Annotated in this window: 13 protein-coding genes and 1 CRISPR repeat array; of the genes, 6 read left to right on the top strand and 7 right to left on the bottom strand. The window is 41.5% G+C overall.

The window, feature by feature from the left end; all coding sequences use genetic code 11:
• The first annotated feature begins 250 nt into the window (after positions 1–250).
• On the top strand, positions 251–619 hold the full coding sequence (locus H6G08_RS14780) for a hypothetical protein (RefSeq protein WP_190543785.1): 369 nt from the start codon (positions 251–253) through the stop codon (positions 617–619).
• Between the two features lie 174 nt (positions 620–793).
• On the opposite strand, the gene H6G08_RS14775 is transcribed toward H6G08_RS14780, so the two are convergent.
• Together H6G08_RS14775 and H6G08_RS14770 are read right to left on the bottom strand one after the other, a co-directional pair.
• Positions 794–1,696, bottom strand: coding sequence for a S1 RNA-binding domain-containing protein (locus tag H6G08_RS14775; protein ID WP_190543781.1), 903 nt, complete (start codon positions 1,694–1,696; stop codon positions 794–796).
• A 183-nt stretch (positions 1,697–1,879) separates the two neighbouring features.
• Positions 1,880–2,620 (bottom strand): dienelactone hydrolase family protein, encoded by a 741-nt coding sequence (locus H6G08_RS14770; RefSeq protein ID WP_190543779.1) that lies wholly within the window; start codon positions 2,618–2,620, stop codon positions 1,880–1,882.
• Positions 2,621–2,797: 177 nt separating this feature from the next.
• Here H6G08_RS14770 and plmA point away from each other — a divergent pair, with 177 nt between their 5' ends.
• From plmA to H6G08_RS14755, 3 genes are all read left to right on the top strand, one after another.
• Positions 2,798–3,781 carry a transcriptional regulator PlmA gene (plmA, locus tag H6G08_RS14765; protein WP_190543776.1) on the top strand — a complete coding sequence of 328 codons (984 nt, stop codon included), beginning with the start codon at positions 2,798–2,800 and terminating at the stop codon, positions 3,779–3,781.
• A gap of 77 nt (positions 3,782–3,858) precedes the next feature.
• Positions 3,859–4,443 carry a Uma2 family endonuclease gene (locus H6G08_RS14760; protein WP_190543773.1) on the top strand — a complete coding sequence of 195 codons (585 nt, stop codon included), beginning with the start codon at positions 3,859–3,861 and terminating at the stop codon, positions 4,441–4,443.
• Between the two features lie 317 nt (positions 4,444–4,760).
• Positions 4,761–5,549: a DUF4058 family protein gene (locus H6G08_RS14755; protein ID WP_190543770.1), complete on the top strand. Its 789-nt coding sequence runs from the start codon at positions 4,761–4,763 to the stop codon at positions 5,547–5,549.
• A gap of 175 nt (positions 5,550–5,724) precedes the next feature.
• Positions 5,725–7,500: a CRISPR direct-repeat array (repeat unit 37 nt; unit sequence GTTTCAATCCCTAATAGGGAGTAAATGAAATTTCAAC).
• A 252-nt stretch (positions 7,501–7,752) separates the two neighbouring features.
• Here the strand turns inward: H6G08_RS14755 and H6G08_RS14750 are convergent.
• From H6G08_RS14750 to tig, 5 genes are all read right to left on the bottom strand, one after another.
• Positions 7,753–8,664 (bottom strand): alpha/beta fold hydrolase, encoded by a 912-nt coding sequence (locus tag H6G08_RS14750; RefSeq protein ID WP_190543767.1) that lies wholly within the window; start codon positions 8,662–8,664, stop codon positions 7,753–7,755.
• A 188-nt stretch (positions 8,665–8,852) separates the two neighbouring features.
• Entirely contained in the window at positions 8,853–10,196 is a 1,344-nt protein-coding gene (gene clpX, locus H6G08_RS14745) for an ATP-dependent protease ATP-binding subunit ClpX (protein ID WP_096644909.1), read from the bottom strand.
• Positions 10,197–10,205: 9 nt separating this feature from the next.
• Positions 10,206–10,904 (bottom strand): ATP-dependent Clp endopeptidase proteolytic subunit ClpP, encoded by a 699-nt coding sequence (gene clpP, locus H6G08_RS14740; protein WP_190543764.1) that lies wholly within the window; start codon positions 10,902–10,904, stop codon positions 10,206–10,208.
• A 104-nt stretch (positions 10,905–11,008) separates the two neighbouring features.
• Entirely contained in the window at positions 11,009–11,140 is a 132-nt protein-coding gene (locus H6G08_RS38190; protein WP_277877829.1) for a hypothetical protein, read from the bottom strand.
• 108 nt (positions 11,141–11,248) lie between these two features.
• Entirely contained in the window at positions 11,249–12,661 is a 1,413-nt protein-coding gene (gene tig, locus H6G08_RS14735; RefSeq protein WP_190543761.1) for a trigger factor, read from the bottom strand.
• An 823-nt stretch (positions 12,662–13,484) separates the two neighbouring features.
• On the opposite strand from tig, the gene H6G08_RS14730 reads away from it, so the two are divergent.
• Together H6G08_RS14730 and dapA are read left to right on the top strand one after the other, a co-directional pair.
• On the top strand, positions 13,485–14,522 hold the full coding sequence (locus H6G08_RS14730) for an aspartate-semialdehyde dehydrogenase (RefSeq protein WP_190543759.1): 1,038 nt from the start codon (positions 13,485–13,487) through the stop codon (positions 14,520–14,522).
• Between the two features lie 138 nt (positions 14,523–14,660).
• The gene (gene dapA, locus H6G08_RS14725) at positions 14,661–15,545 is read left to right on the top strand and encodes a 4-hydroxy-tetrahydrodipicolinate synthase (RefSeq protein WP_190543756.1); all 885 of its coding nucleotides are present in this window, start codon (positions 14,661–14,663) and stop codon (positions 15,543–15,545) included.
• The last annotated feature ends 82 nt before the right edge of the window (positions 15,546–15,627 follow it).

Genomic DNA, 15,627 nt, shown 5'->3' with positions numbered 1-15,627 from the left:
CAACAAAGCCTGCCTTCGCAGGCTAAAAGTTTGATAGCCTGCGAAGGCAGGCTTCGTATTTCTAGCCCCACCCTTATAGGGTGAGGGCGTTTTTGCACATTTGGGATGCTCCCATGGAAAAATCTTTGACAACCTTTCAAGACAAGGACTTTCACCAGATAATTGGATTCAAGATTTTACCTCCCTATCTAATGAATTTGAAACTGAAATAATTGAAGAGTTTTATAAATGCGATGTTATGGAGTTAAGAATGAGTACATTATTTGAGCTACTGGAAAAAATCAAAAGCAAACCAGGGTTATACCTGGGATGTGCATCCATTACAAATCTACGGATGTTCATTCAAGGCTATCGCTTTGCACGCTCAGAAGTAGGTATTACCAATACTGAAGCTGAAAGTGATTTTTATAATAACTTCCAACCCTGGCTGCAAAACCGCTTATCAATCCGTACTGTTAATGCTTGGGACAAAATTATTTTGCTCACCTGTATTGATGAAAAAGCAGGGTTTGATTATTTTTTTCAACTTTTGGATGAGTTTATTCAACGAGACAAAAGTAATGATATCGAGCCAATTTTGGCTGAATCAACTGTACAAAATACTGACAAAGTGGCATGAACTGCGATCGCCTTTGTTGTATGGTACAAAAATGTGCAATTACCATTAAATTGCTATGAGAATCTACAAATTAGAATTTAACTTCGTCATACAAAGACGCTTCCTTTGCGCAAACGGGATGGGCCAAGAAAGCGTCTGATGATTGAAAATAAATTGTGCGATCAATAAAAATCGCTATTCAGCAGCTTTTTGACTAGCACGATTAGCACGCGCTTCAGCTGAAGCCATCACTTCATCCATATTCTCTAAAACTTCACCGGGGAAATTCTCTAAAACTCTGGTAGAAAGTGCAACTCTTCCCTTACCTTCGTCTAAGTCAATAATCACAGCTTTAATTGGTTGACCAATTTGAAATACTTTATCTAGAGACTCAATAAACTTTTGGCTGACTTGCTTAATATGCAGTAAAGCGCTGACACCATCTAAATCGATAAATACGCCAAAAGGTTTAATACCTGTGACTTTACCTTCGACTAATTGACCGAGTTCTAATAAACTAAAGCTGCTCGAACGAGTTGCTATACGCTGGGACAGGATCAGCTTTTTGTTATTGCGGTCTACTTCTAAGAAACCAGCCGTGAGAGTTTGACCTTTGAGTGCATCTAAATTATCACGCTCAATCAAGTGCGATCGCGGAATAAATCCCCGCAAAGATTGAATATCAACAGTTACACCACCTTTATTTACCCCAGTCACCCGCACTGGTACAGTCTGGGAATTTTCCTGCATTTGCGCCAATCTTTCCCAGATATGCTGAATTTCTAACTGTTTGCGTGACAGCGTTACTTGTCCTTCTGCATCCTGCTCGCGGATAATTAAAAACTCTAGTTCTTCTTGCAGTGGTAAAACTTCAGATAAATCGGTAACTGCTCTCAAAGAAGCCTCATCACGGGGAATAAAAGCTGACGATTTACCGCCAATATCAACGTAAGCGCCATCATGGTCAAACTGGAACACTTTACCATGCACTATCTGCCCTTTTTGAAACTGGTAATCGTGTTTTTCCAGCGCTTTGGCAAAATCGTCCATTGTAAATGGCGAGTTGGCTGTTTGAGAACGTTTCGATTCGGAATTCATGACGTTTGAAGATAAATTATTATTTGTTAGAGACGCGATTAATCGCGCCTGTACAGTTGTCAGTGGTCAGTTGTGAGTAGTTTGGTGTTTTGGTTACCATAATGCACAATTAGAGAACTCACAGGGTCAGTTGTTGTAGACTAACTGCTGACTATTAAGGCTGACAACTGACGGTGTAGGTTTTTAGGCCAGTTGACCAAAGAGTTGTTTTACCTGCTCCCAAGCATCGGCTGCAACTTTAGGATTATAGCTGGCGCGACGGTCGCAGAAAAATCCGTGATCAGCTCCATCGTAGCGAAAGACACGGTGCGCAATTTTGTATTTTTCTAACGCTGCTGCAATTTCGTCTACCTGTTCCGCAGGAATACTAGCATCTTCTATGCCAAATAATACATAAAGCGTACCTTGAATATCTTGAGTACGTGTTACAGTCGGTTCACCTCCCCCTGGTGTACGGGTAGTAATTCCTGCACCATAAAATGAAGCAGTGGCTTTGATATCTGGTATGGTAGCAGCAAGATATGCTACATGAGCGCCAAAACAGAAGCCAATACAGCCAAAGCTATCTTGCTTAACATTTGGCAGTGTTTTGAGGTAATCGATTGCAGCTTGAATATCGCCCAATAACTCAGAGGCTTTGGTTTGCATGGCATAGCCTCTACCAATTTCGATATCTTCAGAAGTATAGCCAGTTTCAAAGCCCGGTGCTTGGCGTTGGAACAGTGCAGGAGCGATCGCCACATAACCCTCCTTGGCGATCCGTTCTGTGACATCGCGAATATGCTCATTCACCCCAAAAATCTCCTGTAACACGACAATTGCTGGGTAAGAGCCTGATGCCTGTGGTTGTGCTAAGTAAGCTACTATTGAAAGATTATCTTGAGAAATTTGAACTGTTGTGGTGTCGATTGCTTGCTCTGTCATAATAGTTTTTACCAGGGTTGCACGAACATTTGATATAAATATGCCAGTATCTCGAAGCTTTCTGCCATCAGATTATCAACTAACAAAAGTCAGTATACGAAAGATTTTCCTTAGAGAAATTCCAAGTAGCAGATGCAGCTGGTAACATGCCGCTATTAGCACTTAAGAGGTTTGGTGATGATTCAGTTCCGTATTCAGCCAGACAGTGAAATTCCCGCATCCACCCAGCTGTTTAATCAAATCCGGTTTGCGATCGCTTCCCGGCAATATCCACCTGGGTATAAACTACCAAGCACGCGGGCACTGGCAATGCAAACAGGTTTACACCGCAATACAATTAGTAAAGTTTATCGTCAGTTAGAAGAAGACGGATTTGTCGAAAGTCTAGCTGGTTCAGGGATTTATGTCCGCGCCCAAGGACATGAGGGTGGTAGCAAATTGCAATCACCCATTCTCAAACAACATCCCGAAGCAGATAAAATTGTCCAGCAAGCACTTGATGAACTACTTTCTCAAGGCTGTTCGCTGTCGGAAGCGCGAGAATTATTTTTAGCAGAAATAGATTGGCGCTTGCGTTGTAGCGCCCAAGTGCTTGTAGCTGTACCTGCTTACGACATCGGTGCAGGGGAGTTAATGGTTTATGAATTAGAAAAAGACTTGCGCATACCGATCCAGTTGATCCCAATGGAAGAATTATCATCTGTTCTAGATAAAACTTCCTCGGCTACAGTCGTCACTAGTCGGTATTTTATTAGCGAGGTAGAAAGTATCGCCGCGCCAAAAGCGGTGAGGGTGATTCCTCTAGATATCTACGACTATTCTAAAGAACTAAACCTGCTGAAAACCTTACCTAAAGAAAATTGCGTCGGCATAGTTAGCCTTAGTTCTGGAATCGCCCGCGCGGCTGAAGTGATTCTTCACGGGTTGCGGGGAGATGAACTACTGGTGATGACTACCCAACCAAAAGACGCTTACAAACTGCAAGCGATTGTCAAGCGGGCTGAGGTAATTATCAGCGATCAACCAAGTTTTGCCCTAGTGCAAGCAGCAGTACAAGCTGCTGTGGAAGATATTATTCGTCCGCCCAAGTTGATTAAGGTTGATAATTATATTGGTGCTAAGTCGATTAATTTATTAAAACGGGAATTGGGTTTAGGTTAATTTTTATCTCTGTGTCCTTTGTGGTTATTTTTGCTCGCCCAAAGGCGCAGAGAAAAGAAATTAGGAGAGCGATCGCTATGACCGCAGTCACCAAAAAACTAACTTTTACAGAGTATCTTCAGTATAGGGATGGTACAGATACCCAATATGAATTAGTTGATGGAGAATTAATCCCCATGAGTCTTGGTACTGGTAAGCATGGCGGAATTGCCAAGTTTTTAGAGCGAACCTTTGATGATGAAAGTACCAAAATGGGGAAAAATTGGACAGCACAAAAGTTTGCTGTCGGGATTCGTTCGCCTCGTGGGGGACGTTGGGAAACTTCGCGCATACCTGATGTAGTAGTTTTACCTACAGAGCAATGGGAAGCACTCTTTAACCGAGAAGCGATAATAGAACTCAACGAACCTCCACCAATACTAGTTGTGGAAGTAGTGAGCGAATCTACTCAAACCACAGATTACCGCAGCAAGCGTTCTGAGTATGCTGTCTTGGGAATTCCTGAATATTGGATTGTCGATCCGATTCAAGGGATAGTAACAGTATGTACCTTAGTAGAAGGGTTTTATGATGCGATCGCATTCCCCAACCAAGAACGCCTCATCTCTCCCACCTTCCCAAACTTGGATTTAACTGCTGCACAAATTCTGGCAGGACGATAAAATAATTCGTAATTCGTAATTCGTAATTCGTACAGCGAATTGCAAGTTGGTGAGGTACAGATAATCGTTAATTGTAGGGGCATTGGCACTGCCATGCCCCGAAGCGCGTACCTCATTTACCTGAAATATGCTGTAATTCAAAATTGACTATTCTGAATTGGCGATCGCTATTTAAATTTTAGTAATTAAATAATATTTTGACGCCCTTAGTAAATGAGCTATTTTCTCAATTCTTAATTTCTCAAAAAACAGTAAACCGAATGCAATTTACCCAAAAATTACGAATTACGAATTAGTAATTATTAAAGGTTGTAATCATGGCTTCACCATTTCCGGGGATGAACCCATATTTAGAGAATCCCTTATTTTGGTCAGAAATCCACAATCTGCTCATAGCTGCTATTTTCCGAAAATTGAATCCCCAATTGCGTCCTAAATATAAAGTTGCTATTGAAAAGCGAATCTACCAAACAATTGATGAAGATTCCCTACTAGTTGGTGTTGCTGATGTCGCGGTGCAGAATACGCAACAAAAATCATCACTAGAACCAACTAATATCGCTGTTGCATCACCATCTATCGCAGCTGTAACAGTTGATGTTCCTATGCCAGAAACCGTCAAAGAGACTTACTTAGAAGTGAGAGATGTAGCTACCCAAGAAGTCGTCACTATAATCGAAATTCTCTCGCCAAAAAACAAACGTCCAGGTGAAGGACGAAATGCATATACAAAAAAGCGGTTACAAGTTTTAGGAAGTTATACCAATTTAGTAGAAATTGATTTGCTGCGAGATGGAAAGCCAATACAGCAACTACAAAATAATTTGCAAACTGACTATAGAATCTTGGTAAGTCGCGCCACCAAACGTCCTAAAGCCGATTTATATCCATTTAATTTACCAGATTCTATACCTTCTTTTCTGTTACCTTTACGTGAAGGTGATACAGAACCTTTAGTAGATATTCAAACCTTAATTAGTGAACTCTACGATGAAGGTAATTATGATTTAGTGATTGATTATAGTCAAGAACCTGTACCTGGGATTTCACCAGAAAATTTAGCTTGGTTAGATGAGGTTTTAAAAGAGAAAGGATTGAGAAATTAATAAATAAGACTTCCGAAAATGTCACAAAAAACTCAACTTTTTCTTGGTAGTAAGGGCTAAAGCCATTACTATGCTGAAAAACAATTTGGATTTTCTAACCTTGGTTTAAATCCCTAATTAGGAATTAATAGAAATGTCAACTGTGATCACCGGCTCACTTACTTGTCTCAATTCTGTTTCAATCCCTAATAGGGAGTAAATGAAATTTCAACTACTACAACAGATTTTAGTTCTGTTAGCGCTTCTTTGTTTCAATCCCTAATAGGGAGTAAATGAAATTTCAACAAAAAGGTGGCAGATAGCAAAATATATTTACTGCGTTTCAATCCCTAATAGGGAGTAAATGAAATTTCAACAACAACCAACCACCGATAGTCTCAGATTGTCTCTGTTTCAATCCCTAATAGGGAGTAAATGAAATTTCAACATTGTGAATGATTTATGGCAGTATTTTGAGTCTTCGTTTCAATCCCTAATAGGGAGTAAATGAAATTTCAACATTATGTTCAGTACATCGACAACGATCGCGTTTATTCGTTTCAATCCCTAATAGGGAGTAAATGAAATTTCAACCCCTTTATACCTTGTTCTTATGGGTATGGGCATTTTTGTTTCAATCCCTAATAGGGAGTAAATGAAATTTCAACAATATTCAAGCTATATCCCCCTAAGCATTGGAAATCGTTTCAATCCCTAATAGGGAGTAAATGAAATTTCAACTTTGTGGGCTGTCCCGTGGTTGCGGCTACCAAAGTGTTTCAATCCCTAATAGGGAGTAAATGAAATTTCAACTTCTAATAAATACCCGGCATTACGGATGGTACGCGTTTCAATCCCTAATAGGGAGTAAATGAAATTTCAACTTGATATTTAATATCTCCATCTTTAGTTATGAATATGTTTCAATCCCTAATAGGGAGTAAATGAAATTTCAACGAAGGGGCTTGATAAAGCTAATAGCTTATGGAGTGGTTTCAATCCCTAATAGGGAGTAAATGAAATTTCAACTTCAGGACAATCAGTTAAGTCAGAAATGGTTAAAAATGTTTCAATCCCTAATAGGGAGTAAATGAAATTTCAACTTGCTAAACCTAGCTTATCAGTGGGTGTCTTGAGTTTCAATCCCTAATAGGGAGTAAATGAAATTTCAACCTAAAGCCCCCGCAATAGCTAAAGAAATCTGCGCAGTTTCAATCCCTAATAGGGAGTAAATGAAATTTCAACCTAGTTTCCCAAAGTCCGATTGTGTCTTGGTTGTTTCAATCCCTAATAGGGAGTAAATGAAATTTCAACCTACGAATCTTTCAAAAAAATGGGATTGCCATTAAATGTTTCAATCCCTAATAGGGAGTAAATGAAATTTCAACTTTTCTGGCTTGTAACTCGTGCCATACGCTAATCGGTGCAGTTTCAATCCCTAATAGGGAGTAAATGAAATTTCAACCTTAACTTCTATTAATAATTCTACTTTATCCTGTTTCAATCCCTAATAGGGAGTAAATGAAATTTCAACCTAAATCCTCTGAACTAAAATGTTCCGGCTTCATTGTTTCAATCCCTAATAGGGAGTAAATGAAATTTCAACAGTAAAAGTTTTAGGCTCAATAGGATTAATATCAGGGTTTCAATCCCTAATAGGGAGTAAATGAAATTTCAACCAGACATGCCAGGAGGAACGGGAACACCAGCAGCTTTAGTTTCAATCCCTAATAGGGAGTAAATGAAATTTCAACTTTTTAGCATCTGAGGGGAAATGCCCATATCTAAGTTTCAATCCCTAATAGGGAGTAAATGAAATTTCAACATTACAGTAACACATTGAGAATTTACACGTTGAATTTTGTTTCAATCCCTAATAGGGAGTAAATGAAATTTCAACACCATTTTGCGATCGCCCGGAAGCATCATATTTTTGTTTCAATCCCTAATAGGGAGTAAATGAAATTTCAACTGCGGAAGCCTGAAAGTTAAGCAATATGAGGTTTTCAAGGTTCTGGTGCGCGGATGAGTAAATCATAACACAAGCAATAGAAAACAAGCAAACCCAAAATCGCTGAAAGCCAGTCTGTGTAAGGTGCGCGGGCGATAGATAAGTAATTAACCTGTGAAAGTCTTACAGATAAGGAGTTTCAGCTATGTGTGCCAAAATCCTATTTTCCACACCTACCCATCCGCGCATTCTGCGGAGAAAATCGTCATTTCCTCAATCAACTGCTACGGGAATTTGCAAAAACTCCCCCACCATTCGCAGGTAAGTAGAAGCATCTTCTAACATTGGGAAATGCGCTGTATCGGGAATCATCGCAAACTCAACCTTATCACTCATCGCCGCAGCTTGTCGTCCCATTTTTGCGGGAATAATCTTGTCATACTCCCCCGCAACTAACAGTACTGGTACTGTCAATTTAGCAAACTCCTGGGGCATAACTTCCGATTGTGCTTTACTCACCGAAGTAAAAATTGTCCCTAAAGCCGCATCATAATCAGCTTCGAGAAAATCTTGTAAAAAAGCTTGGCGTTCTGCTTTGGGTATGGAGCGATGCAGAAACCTCGCCATAAACATCCTGTCAACAAAGGGTATTTTTCCTAACCACTGAGGACGAAATTTAACTACATAGCCGCCGAATTTATGAAAAGCTGCAAAGGCTTTTTCGTCGTACTCAAAAATTCCGCTACAAGTCAAAATTCCCCGTTCAACTTTTTGCGGATAGCGGTTAAAAAACAAAGCTGCAACAGATGCGCCCATCGAATGAGCGTTAATATAAACACGCTGAAGCTGCAATTGTTCTAACAATGCAGCCAAATCATCAGCATATTCTTCTAATTCATAAGTTAATTCTTGAATTGCTGCGGCTTCTTCAGCAAGCGATCGCGATTCGGCAACAGATTCGCTAGCTTGGACTATACTTGGTTTACCACGAGAACGCCCAAATCCTCGTAAATCGTACAGTAAACAATCAAATTGATCTACTAAAGCGTTAGCTGTACTGCGCCAGTACCTAGCCGAACCAGCCCAACCGTGGATGAAAACCATCACTGGCTTTACCCAGGAATTAGATGGTTTTTTCACCCACTCGTAATAATGCTCAACACCACGAACATTAATGTAAGGCATTTATCATTTGTCCTCTCTTACAAAGTTCGGATCGCCGGAAGCCGGCGCTCCGACTTTGCGCTTTGTCATTTGTTCTTTATTATTTATTATTGCTTACTAATGACTAATGACTAATGACTCTTGTACAGACAAGGGTTATCGCGTCTCTCTTGTACAGACGCGATTAATCGCGTCTCTACTCTTGACTACTATGCCGATTCTGGCTTGGGTAGGGAAGAGGGATGTACTAAAAGTTCGGCTGTGGAACGCTTCTCTACCATTTCTCGTGTCACTGTACAGCGAGTTACGTCTTTACGGGATGGTAACTCATACATGACATCTAACATCAGTTCCTCGACAATGCCCCGTAATGCTCTCGCACCAGTTTTCCGGCGATAGGCTTCTTGAGCGATCGCTCGCAAAGCTTCTGGTTTAAAGTCTAATTGGACATTATCCATCTTCAGCAGTTTTTGGTACTGCTTAACTAAGGCGCTGCGTGGTTGGGTGAGAATCGCCATCAAAGCTTCTTCATCTAACGGATCTACCACAGCTACCATGGGTATCCGTCCGATAAATTCCGGAATCATGCCAAATTTGACCAAATCGTCCGGTTCTAGATACCTTAGGGTATCTGCTGCCCGTTTTTCTTTGGTTTGCCCTTCTCCAGGTTGTACAAAGCCAATTGACTTTTTACCCACTCTCTGATCTACAACCTTTTCTAAACCTACAAAGGCTCCACCACAGATAAACAGAATGTTGCTGGTGTCAATCTGGATGCAATCTTGATAGGGATGTTTCCGGCCGCCTTGGGGTGGTACATTAGCGATTGTGCCTTCGAGCATTTTCAGCAAAGCTTGCTGCACGCCTTCACCAGAGACATCGCGGGTAATTGAAGGGTTCTCACTCTTACGGGCAATTTTATCAATTTCGTCGATGTAGATAATTCCCCGTTGCGCTTCTTCCACATCCAAATCTGCCACCTGTAACAGTCGGAGCAAGATGTTTTCCACATCTTCGCCGACATAGCCTGCTTCTGTTAAAGTTGTGGCATCAGCAACCGCAAAGGGGACATCAAGAATTTTTGCTAGGGTTTGCGCTAAGAGTGTTTTGCCACAGCCAGTAGGGCCGATTAACAAAATATTTGATTTTTGCAGTTCTACAGCGTCTTCTGTCCCTGGTTTACCACTAGCTTTAGACTGAACTATTGCCAGCCGCTTATAGTGATTGTAAACCGCCACTGACAGGACTTTTTTGGCTTCGTCTTGACCAATAACATGTTCGTCTAGATACTTTTTAATCTCTCTAGGTTTAGGTATTTGGTTAAACGAAAGACTGGAAGAGCGGGTACGGCGTTTTTGCGGAGGCTCAGACTTAGGTGCTGGTTGCGACGCGGCCGCACCATTGGTATCGAGCAATTCCTCATCAAGTATTTCATTACACAAGTCAACGCATTCATCGCAGATGTAGACTCCCGGCCCTGCGATCAACTTACGCACCTGCTCTTGAGACTTGCCACAAAACGAACATTTTAAATGGGAGTCGTACTTAGACATACCAGCCTCTTATTTCAGAATGGTGACGTTTTCCCCTGGTGTGGGAATATTTTGTCTGGAAATGACTTGGTCAATCAAACCGTAGGTTTTCGCTTCTTCTGCCGACATAAAAAAGTCGCGTTCTGTATCTGCTTCAATTCTTTCTAAGGGTTGACCAGTATGCTCAGACAGTAACTGATTTAATTTACCCTTAATGTAAAGAATTTCTCTGGCTTGAATTTCGATGTCAATGGCTTGCCCTTGCGCACCACCAAGCGGTTGGTGAATCATAATCCGAGAGTCGGGTAAAGACATACGCTTACCCTTAGTCCCTGCTGTGAGCAAAAAGGCCCCCATGCTAGCGGCTAATCCAAAACAGATAGTTACAACATCGGGACGGATTTGTTGTATTGTATCATAGATTGCCATACCTGCGTAGACCGAACCACCAGGAGAATTAATGTATAGCTGAATATCTTTTTCAGAGTCTTCAGCATCCAGGAATAATAATTGAGCAACAATCGAATTGGCAACAGCATCATCGATTGGCGTTCCCAAAAAGATAATCCGCTCTCTAAGCAGGCGGGAGTAGATATCAAATGCCCTTTCTCCCATACCCGATTGTTCTACCACCATCGGTACAATGTTGTTTGGGCTGCTCAAGTGAGAATTGATATTGATTCGACTTAAGCTGTTAATTGGGTAATTTCCCGACTGCGATAAAAGCATAAAAAAACATTTGACAACTAAGTGGGACAAACATCGAAGCAGCAATACACTGCCTCTTTCACTAATTTAGATTTTTATTTGGGCTATGTGTTAACCATTATGCCTCATCTAAATTGTTCTCGTGTAACCCAGTATCTCGCGAAGATAGCACCAGATGTGGTGATTTCTTTAACATTTGTTAACCATTCTAGCGGGAAAATTGGGATGTGGGGCATGGGGCATGGGGCATGGGGCATTGGGCATTGGGCATTGGGTAGAGACGCGATTAATCGCGTCTTTACAATTGTCTCCCTTGTCTCCCTTGTCTCCCTTGTCCCCTTCCCTGCTCCCCTACTCCCTAAAATCTATTCCCCTTCAGTTGCAGCCGCTTCGCTAGTTTCTGCTGTGCTTTCTGCTTCTGCTTCTGCTTCCTCGTCTGGGGTACTCAAAGAACCTTCAGGAACAAGTTCAACTGTTGAGTGTTCTAAAAGCCAGTCCATGATTTTGTCTGTGGCTAGTTCGTTTTCCACGACTGAACGTAGTCTATCTTCGTCTACTTCTTCGTCTGGGTACTCCTGAATTAACTCTGTGACTCTAGCTTGAATTTCTGCGTCTGTCACCTGGAGAGATTCGCGTTTGCTGATTTCCCGTAAGGCGAGGGAACGTTGTAGGCGTTCAATGGCTTCATCGCGCGATCGCGCCCGTAACTGGGAAATAATATCTTGGGTGAATAATTTCCGCACATCCAATCCTTGCTGTGACAGCCTGATAGCTGTTTGTGTCAGCATGGCATCGACTTCTTGCTCAATTAAAGTTCCGGGTAAATCAACTTTAACCTGCTTGAGTAGTTCTGCTAATAAGGCTTCTTGCTGATTGGTTTTGGTTTTTTGTTCTGCTTCTTTTTGATAGCGCTCTTCTAAAGAAGCTCTTAATTCCGCTAAGGTATCAAAGTCGCTGACTTCTTGGGCAAAGTCATCATCTAATTCTGGTAATTCTTTTTCCTTGATTTCCTTAAGCGTCACGGTAAACACAGCGGGTTTACCTGCTAACTCTTCATTGGCATAAGGATCGGGGAATTGGGCGGAAATTTCTTTGGTTTCCCCAGGATTCATTCCCACAATTCCCACGACAAATCCGGGAATAAACCGATCTTCGTATAATTCCACTTGAAAATCAGATGCTTCGCCGCCAGGAATCGGGGTAGGTTCTGCGGATTCGTCTTCACCCTCAGCTTTAGCCAATACGCCTTTAAAATCTAAAACCGCAGTATCGCCAATTTGGGCTGCACGCCCTTCCACAGGAATCAAAGTGCCGAGTTTTTGCCGTTCTTGATCGAGAACTTCATCAACGCGAGCCGGATCGTATTTAATTTCCTCAGCTTTGGCTTGTAAGCCTGTGTATTTCTCTAGCTCGATTTCTGGTTCTACATCCACAGCCGCAGAAAAAGTTAGCGGTTGCCCTGGTTGATAATTTTTAATTAATTCTTCAAAGTCAGAGCGTAACTGAGGTTGCCCAATAGCTTTAATGTCTTCTTGTTTAACAGCTTTTTCTATGCCATCTTGAATTAATTCTTCTAAGGCGGCTGCTTTAATCCGAGTGGTACCTAGTTGCTGTAGCAATATTTGCCGAGGCACTTTGCCTTTGCGAAACCCAGGAATATTGGCGGTACTGGCTAGGTTTTTAATTACCTGTTCGTAGGTTTGTTTGGTAATCTCTGGTGTAATCTCTATTTCCAGCCCTATTTGACTGGCGGGAAGTTTTTCCTGGGTGACTTTCATGCTTTGTCTCTGAATTTCTGGTATTTTTAACTCCGAGTACAGACACGCACGCGATCGCTCGCTGCTGTTCGTTGCTATCTCTTGGCTGGATCGGGGATGATGAGAATCCTACTCTCAATCTCTGCCCGGCAGCAGAGATCCAGTGTACTGCTAATGGCAAATGACTGAACACTTTAGTGCAATAAGTTTACCCATCGCCTCCATCCTCAAGACTGTTGCCCGATCCCCAACCACAAAGTTATCTACTGATATTGGGGGTTGCACACTCCATATCTAAGCACATAAGTGGATTTATGATTCAGAGGGCTAACAGCGTGATATCCTGGTCTTCGAGTAGAAATTTGCATTTCCAGTTGGGATTTATTGCCACTGATGGCACTACTGCATCGCTCAGTTGATTGTTTTGCTGGTTTTCGTTCACTTGGATCATAGTACATCCATCATCTAGACAGCACAATTTCTCAGACAAAATTGTTGACTGAACTGGAAAATTATGAAACTCCCACAATAATTAATTACAGAATTTTAATTCTTTGATCGCTAATAAATTCGTTGTATAATAATATAACTTAAATAAAAGTAACAAAATATGAATGTCAGCAAAAGAAAGTAAATAAGCAAAAAGCAAAGCGTTACTAAATTTATTAAAATCAAAAAATCTTCATCAATGTCCATCGGCAAAGCCTTTGGAAGCATAAAAAGTAATAAAAATATATTTAATGTTAATGTTTTTTACTACTACTATTCCTTAATGAAATAAGTTTTGTATTTTTTGCATCTGTTCAATAAATCATAAAATAACCTCTTAAAGGAGGAAGTAAGGTTGTCTAAATCCTATAATGTAGCTATTTTGGGCGCAACTGGTGCCGTGGGTACGGAGTTGTTGGAATTACTGGAAAGTCGGAATTTTCCGGTAGCAAATTTAAAATTGTTAGCCTCCGAGAGGAGTGTAGGGCGCACAATCTCCTTTAAAGGAGAAAGTTTAGCAATAGAGGCGGTAAGCGATCGCGCCTTTGAAGGTATAGATATAGTCCTCGCCAGTGCTGGCGGTTCCACATCTAAAACTTGGGCACCAAAAGCCGTAGAAAAAGGCGCAGTCGTCATCGATAACTCCAGTGCCTTCCGGATGCAAGAATCTGTACCTTTAATCGTTCCAGAGGTAAATCCCCAAGCCGCAGAGTCCCATCAAGGTATCATTGCCAACCCCAACTGCACGACAATTTTAATGGCAGTGGCAATCTGGCCGTTACACCAAATTCAACCAATCAAAAGGCTGGTAGTAGCAACCTATCAATCTGCCAGTGGTGCTGGTGCCAAAGCAATGGCAGAAGTGCAAACCCAATCCCAGGCAATATTAGACGGCAAAACCCCAGTTGCAGAAGTATTACCTTATCCGTTAGCATTTAATCTCTTTGCCCACAATTCCCCCTTAACCGATTGGGGCTATTGTGAAGAAGAAATGAAAATGGTCAACGAAACCCGCAAAATCTTTGGTAACCAACAAATAAGAATTACTGCCACTTGTGTGCGGGTTCCCGTACTGCGCGCCCACTCAGAAGCAGTTAATATAGAATTCGAGACCCCCTTTAGCCCAGAGTCAGCTAGAGAAATTTTAAGCCACTCTCCTGGAGTTAAGTTGGTAGAAGATTGGCAGGCAAATCACTTCCCCATGCCAATTGAAGCCACTGGTCGAGATGAAGTTTTAGTAGGCAGAATTCGTCAAGACATTTCTCATCCTTGTGGCTTAGAACTATGGCTATGTGGCGATCAAATCCGTAAAGGTGCAGCATTAAACGCAGTGCAAATTGCTGAGTTATTAGTAGAGAAAAATCTACTAAAACCATTAGCTATTAGTCATTAGTCAATTGTCATTAGTCAATTGTCATTGGATTTAGACAACTGTACAGACAAGGGTTATCGCGTCTCTGACAAATGACAATTATGAAATAAAACCACCAAGTGACAAACAATAAGAAGGATAATCAGGAGTAGAAAAAGGGTGGGAGATTTTGGTAGAGTTTTAACCGCTATGATTACGCCGTTTAAAGCAGACGGCAGCGTCAACTATGATGTAGCGGCAGAACTAGCAGCACATCTAGCGAATAACGGTACAGATACATTGGTGGTATGTGGTACAACAGGTGAATCTCCTACCCTAACTTGGGATGAGGAGTATCAGCTGTTTGTGGAAGTGTTGCAGGCGGTAGCAGGAAAAGCCAAAGTCATCGCCGGCTGTGGTTCTAATTCCACCAAAGAAGCGATCGCCGCCACCCAAAAGGCAGCTAAAATAGGAGTACATGGGACTTTACAAGTCGTGCCCTATTATAATAAACCGCCCCAAGCTGGACTTTACCAGCACTTTCAGGCGGTAGCGCAAGCCTGTCCCGACTTACCTATCCTGTTGTATAACATTCCCGGTCGTACTGGACAAAACCTCAGTTCAGAAACAGTTGCCCGGTTAGCGGAGATTAATAATATTGTTGGTATAAAAGAAGCTAGTGGGAGTTTAGACCAAGCCAGTGAAATTCGCCGCTTGACACCCAAAGAATTTCAGATTTACGCTGGAGATGATTCTTTAACTTTGCCTTTGTTAGCGATCGGTGCTAAAGGTGTGGTGAGCGTAGCTTCGCATCTGGTAGGCAACCAACTACAGCAGATGATCCAAGCCTTTGGTGTGGGAAAAATTGAGGTGGCGACTGAAATACATCTGCAACTTTTTCCACTGTTTAAAGCTTTATTTTTAACGACAAATCCCATTCCCGTAAAAACAGCATTAAAAATTCAAGGTTGGGAGGTTGGTTCAACTCGGCTACCTTTATGTGAAGCTGAACCAGAAATTAGTCACAAGTTAGAGGTGGTTCTCAAAGAACTTAGTTTAATCTAAGTACCAGCTTGCTATTTACTAGCAAGTTCAGTGTTACTACAGATACATAAGAAACAAGGAAAATACATAATTTTTACCAGGT

This window comes from Calothrix anomala FACHB-343 (genome assembly GCF_014696435.1).
In the GTDB taxonomy this organism is placed as follows: Bacteria; Cyanobacteriota; Cyanobacteriia; order Cyanobacteriales; family Nostocaceae; genus Aulosira; species Aulosira anomala_A.
Note: the sequence above shows the minus strand (reverse complement) of the source record. Positions and strands in the feature narration are given on the sequence as shown.

Excerpts from the sequence above, each read along its gene's own strand:
- H6G08_RS14780 (WP_190543785.1), top strand. The coding sequence starts at position 251 with ATGAGTACATTATTTGAGCTACTGGAAAAAATCAAAAGCAAACCAGGG.
- H6G08_RS14775 (WP_190543781.1), bottom strand. The coding sequence starts at position 1,696 with ATGAATTCCGAATCGAAACGTTCTCAAACAGCCAACTCGCCATTTACA.
- H6G08_RS14770 (WP_190543779.1), bottom strand. The coding sequence starts at position 2,620 with ATGACAGAGCAAGCAATCGACACCACAACAGTTCAAATTTCTCAAGAT.
- plmA (WP_190543776.1), top strand. The coding sequence starts at position 2,798 with ATGATTCAGTTCCGTATTCAGCCAGACAGTGAAATTCCCGCATCCACC.
- H6G08_RS14760 (WP_190543773.1), top strand. The coding sequence starts at position 3,859 with ATGACCGCAGTCACCAAAAAACTAACTTTTACAGAGTATCTTCAGTAT.
- H6G08_RS14755 (WP_190543770.1), top strand. The coding sequence starts at position 4,761 with ATGGCTTCACCATTTCCGGGGATGAACCCATATTTAGAGAATCCCTTA.
- H6G08_RS14750 (WP_190543767.1), bottom strand. The coding sequence starts at position 8,664 with ATGCCTTACATTAATGTTCGTGGTGTTGAGCATTATTACGAGTGGGTG.
- clpX (WP_096644909.1), bottom strand. The coding sequence starts at position 10,196 with ATGTCTAAGTACGACTCCCATTTAAAATGTTCGTTTTGTGGCAAGTCT.
- clpP (WP_190543764.1), bottom strand. The coding sequence starts at position 10,904 with ATGCTTTTATCGCAGTCGGGAAATTACCCAATTAACAGCTTAAGTCGA.
- H6G08_RS38190 (WP_277877829.1), bottom strand. The coding sequence starts at position 11,140 with ATGCCCCATGCCCCATGCCCCATGCCCCACATCCCAATTTTCCCGCTA.
- tig (WP_190543761.1), bottom strand. The coding sequence starts at position 12,661 with ATGAAAGTCACCCAGGAAAAACTTCCCGCCAGTCAAATAGGGCTGGAA.